Origin of the sequence: Alkalibacterium indicireducens, from assembly GCF_039522005.1 — a bacterium.
GTDB lineage: Bacteria > Bacillota > Bacilli > Lactobacillales > Carnobacteriaceae_A > Alkalibacterium > Alkalibacterium indicireducens.
In genome coordinates this window covers 1-3,193 of sequence record NZ_BAAADA010000159.1, presented here as the reverse complement: position 1 = coordinate 3,193, position 3,193 = coordinate 1, and the positions used below count along the sequence as shown (strand labels likewise).

The 3,193-nt window shown below is 36.3% G+C and carries 2 protein-coding genes; both read left to right on the top strand.

The window, feature by feature from the left end; all coding sequences use genetic code 11:
• On the top strand, positions 1-660 hold a 660-nt coding region (locus ABFX15_RS09240; protein ID WP_346025138.1), incomplete at its 5' end, for an RNA-guided endonuclease TnpB family protein.
• A gap of 331 nt (positions 661-991) precedes the next feature.
• Positions 992-2,752 (top strand): hypothetical protein, encoded by a 1,761-nt coding sequence (locus ABFX15_RS09235; RefSeq protein ID WP_346025137.1) that lies wholly within the window; start codon positions 992-994, stop codon positions 2,750-2,752.
• Positions 2,753-3,193 lie beyond the last annotated feature (441 nt).

The window sequence follows — 3,193 nt, the reverse complement described above, 5'->3', positions numbered from 1 at the left end:
ATTAAATCATGTACGATATCAATGAATAAATCGGGAAAATATTTTATATCCATTCTTGTGGAATCAGCGGACGAAACGCCTCAATTAGTTGAACGGAAGATCGGGATTGATTTGGGTGTTTCGGATTTTGCGATCACCACCAATGATTTAGGTGAGACAGAGAAGCACAAAAACCCAAAGCATTTGTATAAATCTGAAAAGAAACTCAAAAAAGCTCAGCGTTCTTTATCTCGCAAACAAAAAGGTGGAAAGAATCGCAATAAAGCCCGCTTGAAGGTAGCAAAAAAGCACGAAAAGATTGCCAATCAACGGAAAGATTTCTTGCACAAGTTGACGAAAAAGATAACGGACGAAAACCAAGTCATCGTTATCGAAACGTTGTCCAGCAAGAATCTGATGAAGAATCATAAACTGGCAAAAAGCATTAGTGATGCAGGCTGGTATGAATTCGTCCGCCAATTGGAATATAAATCCAAGCAAAAAGGACGGACAATTATTAAAGCAGACAGGTTCTATCCGTCCAGTCAGATTTGTTCGAGTTGCGGACACCGAGACGGGGAAAAACCGCTCCAAATTCGGGTATGGCACTGCCCGACTTGCGGGGAATGCCTTGACAGAGATATCAATGCCAGCAAAAATCTCTTGGCGTTGGCCAAGTAAAAGAAAATCAATGAGGCAGGGACTGCCTTTTGAGCCTACCCCTATCCGATTCCTCTGTCTGTATGAAATCTGTGCAGACAAGAATGGAGTTCGTAGGAAGCCCCCACTTCAAAATCCAAAGGATTTAAGTGGCGAGTAGTTCACGAATGATAGATAGTTCAGATCCTTATGTATATATTAAAGTAGGTTTGGAATTTGAAATTGAAAAGTACAATGTAATTTATCCGAATGAACTAGATAAACTACTGAAGTTAATGTGTATAGATAGATATAACATGATGAAAGTCGGTATACAACTTCCTGACCATGATTAAATCCTAAGGAGACCATTATGGATTACACAACCTTTATGAAAGCTATTGATAAACAAATAAAAAATATGGATGAACAAATGCTTCGTTCATGGATAAGAGACTATGCTCGGAAACTGCCAGAAAATAGCAGATATCATTTTTTAGAGCAATTCAATGAATCGGAATTTGAAGACAAACGGGTAATAGCCACACAGATAGAACATTTTGAAGAGTGGATTAATAGTGTTCGTTCTGAGGAAGTGTTTGTCTATCTTGTGTTAAATGAGTACTATGATGACTGGCACGATGAACCAGATGATGAATTCATTGATGTAAAGGACCCACTAGATGTCTTTGTAGGGTTTAAAGAGGCATGTCAGTTAGCAGAGAATTTAATAGAAAAAGAGATGTATCAGGAAGCAAATGAGTTGTTAGTTAACTTAATCTCAATTGATATTTTTGCATTAGCTGTTCTTGAAGACCAGTATGATGATATCCATTATGACACTACTTTTGAAAATGTAGAATTATTCGATCAGACATATACTGACCGGGATTTTTTTATTCGCTTGTGGCTGTATGCTATAGCAAGGGGTTATACAGGAGAAGAACGGTTGGAAAAGCTATACGAAGTAATGAAAGCGCACCATATTGTTGATATTGACAAGATGAAAACAGTCGGAAAAGAAGAAGTTAATACCGCTAGTTTTGTGGATGAGTGGATTGACTTCTTAATCAGACAATCGGGAAGACATGCATATGACTCATTGATACAGGTTTGTGCTTCATACAAAAATATAAACTTTTTAGAAGATAATATTGAACGTTTCGGTCTGCAGCATCCTCAACTTTATCTCAATTTGCTGGCTAATAAACTGGATCTTCTTTATATTGAAGAGCGGTTAAATGATGGGAGATTTGTTGCCTGGTTTAAACCAAATGAGGTAGAAGAAAAAGTAAGTCAACTATCCCAAAAAGAATGCGAAGACATTTTAGAATTCATCCATTTTGCTAGAGAGAATATGCCTGGGAAGTTGTTTATAAAGTCAGAAATAATGGAGGTTGGCTATACGATTGCGAGTCACTTAAACCATTCTTCTGACATGAAACGATTCAGACACTTAGCCTTTGTTAACCGTTCAAGTCCGATAAACTATTTGTATTTAAGACCTTATCTTAACCCTGGTGAAGAAGTAAAAAAGGTAATAGACTATTGGTCTAATGATGTAGCAAAAGAGACTAATCAAAAGAATTGGGATAATTATTTAACTGAAAACACATTGACCGAAAATGAATATAACAGTATTCCACTTTTTACTGGGGATGCTTTTTCGTTTTACATAAACTGTAAAGAAAATAAAACGATTCTTGGTTGGAGCTATGACAGTATTGGTCTAGCTATTCCATTATTTTTACTGCTGCTTAGACAAACGGACGAAGAGTCACCTGTTAAAGGAATAATGGAGGACGAGGTAAGGAGCCGTTTAGTGACTCATCCAAGAGATCGAATCATTTTTAACCGGCTGTTCAGACAGCTGACACACACAACGTCTCTTTCTGAAACCGAAAGAGAAGACATACTGAATTGGATTAAACAAACGCTAGATAGACGAACAGAGGCATTGCTGAGGGAGAAAGTTAGAAATAGCTACCATAAAGCAGCAGAACTAATCATCGCTTACGGAGAAGTCATCGAATCCATGGGTAATCCCGGAGCCAAAGAAACAATCGCAAATGACTATCTCAAAAAGTACAGCCGATTCAACCGCTTTAGAAAAGAAGTGAAAGAGTTGTTGTAGGATTTACAAAAAATCGAATAGCGAGAGGAACAGAAATAGAATTAATCGTGTTATTGTATAAACGAGTTTATAGAGTATGAGGTCACATTTTTGTCTAGCAGAAATATCTACATTTATTTTAGTAGTCATAGGCTGAAAGTAATTGTTCTCAAGAAAAAATAAACATATGATGTGCTAAGTGTAAAAATAAAATGTAAAACAGCAGACAAGACACAAAATGTCACACTTTGTGTCTTGTCTGCTGTTATTGATTATAATTAACTTTTTTAGAAGAAGTTTTGAATAACTTCGCTTATTTTCTCTATTAAATCTGATTTTAAATGTGTAAGTGGAGTTCCTATAACCCGGGAAGTGGGATCAATACTTCTTATCACTAGTGTTGCATAAAACTTAGAATAAATAGGTTTTATAGGTTGTTACTTTTATCACAAGTAGTTTTCG

Excerpts from the sequence above, each read along its gene's own strand:
- ABFX15_RS09235 (WP_346025137.1), top strand. The coding sequence starts at position 992 with ATGGATTACACAACCTTTATGAAAGCTATTGATAAACAAATAAAAAAT.